The following is a 1608-nucleotide window of genomic DNA, read 5'->3' as shown; positions in this document are numbered from 1 at the left end:
CGCCAAGCAAAAACCTAAGTCGTTTCGACTTAGGTTTTTTGTGTTTATTTTTATTTACCAAATGTTAAAACCAATAAATTGAATGACGCTAAAGAAGAAAAAGAATGAAATAGAGGCTGTTTAAAATAAATTTGGATGATAAGGCGATAAAAAGGTTATAAAGTTAATACTTTTAAATAGTAGTTGAAGGTAAGAATTACCTTTTTGTGTTGATTAAGTTGTAGTATGAATAAGGATGTTTTAGATCTTATATGAAAAGGTTATGCGAAAAAGAGCTAGATAGCTCTTTTTCGCATAACCTTTTGTGTTTTTAAAGGATTTTATATAAGAAAAAATCTATAATTAAGGTAGTTAATATATATTTTTTGATGGGTGTGGGGGATTATGAAGGAAATATGTATGTTATTAGTGGCTGTTATATTATGGGGGACGGCAATTGCACCAACGAAGTGGGCATTAGAATCCATTCAACCATTTACTTTGTTGTTTATTCGTCTTTTCTTTGCGGGTGGAATTTGTATGCTTTTCTCATTTAACGAACTACAAAAAGCGGTTGTACATAAATATATTCCATGGAAAAGAATGAGTTTGTTATCTTTTACTGGTGTAGCTGGATACTTTATGTTCACATCCTACGGCATTTCTTTAACAAGTGGATTGCATGTTAGTATCATAGATGCTGCGTTACCGCTAGTTACAATACTTTTTTCGGCGTTCTTTTTGAAAGAGAAAATTCAGCTGAATTATTGGATAGGTATTATATTAGGGGTTATAGGGGTGCTTCTTATTACAATTCCATCTAATAATGTCGATCAAGAGGTGTCTTTAATAGGAGATATCCTTATTTTATTAAGTACTTTCTTATTTGCTTTCTATACGGTATTGTTAAAACAGCCAAAACAGGAACAGTATCTATCAAAAAAGGTTTTTACAACATTAACTTTAATTATTGGGGCGTTGATTTTATTACCATTTGCGATGATAGAAACTTTTTACTATGGTTTCCCAAAGGTTGAAACGTGGAAGACTGGACTTAGTGTGATGTATCTTGTTATTGGGGCGACAATTCTAGCATATTGGTTTTGGAATAAAGCACTAGAGAGAGTTGCTGCATCAGTAAGTGGATTATATTTAAATGCATTACCATTAATAAGTATTGTTGCTTCAATTGTTCTATTAAATGAATCATTAACATGGAGAATAGTAATAGGCGGTGGCTTAGTCTTATTTGGAGTGATATGGGCAGATAAACGTAAATTAATTAATTTATTTATGTTAGGCGATCGAAATATTAAAGAGAATGAAGATTGTTAAGGTTTATAAGTGCATGTATATAATGTTTAATTAAAAGGACGTCTTGTATGTAATGAGATGTCCTTTTTTATTATTTTCATTGAAATAGAGAAAATAAATAACTGAAATTAATATAAAAAATACCTTTGGAATTATTTTTATTATTAATTGAATAAAAGGTGTTGACGATTAGACTATAGAGGTGTAATATAGAACAAGTCGCCGATGCAATAACGCAAAACGCGGCAAACGAAATAAAAAACTTAGTTGACATTAACTAACGAAGATGTTAACATAAGGAAGTCGCAAATGAGC

Annotated in this window: 1 protein-coding gene; it reads left to right on the top strand. The window is 30.7% G+C overall.

Annotation, left to right across the window (positions count from 1 at the left end):
* The first annotated feature begins 399 nt into the window (after positions 1-399).
* Positions 400-1314: a DMT family transporter gene (locus BAU27_RS06290; protein ID WP_175546524.1), complete on the top strand. Its 915-nt coding sequence runs from the start codon at positions 400-402 to the stop codon at positions 1312-1314.
* The last annotated feature ends 294 nt before the right edge of the window (positions 1315-1608 follow it).

This window comes from Bacillus sp. NH11B (assembly GCF_001884205.1).
Taxonomy (GTDB): Bacteria; Bacillota; Bacilli; order Bacillales; family Bacillaceae_G; genus Bacillus_A; species Bacillus_A proteolyticus.
This window is presented reverse-complemented; position numbering and strand designations above follow the sequence as displayed.

What these genes read in the sequence shown, in the direction of transcription:
- BAU27_RS06290 (WP_175546524.1), top strand. Translation starts at nt 400, where the DNA reads ATGTTATTAGTGGCTGTTATATTATGGGGGACGGCAATTGCACCAACG.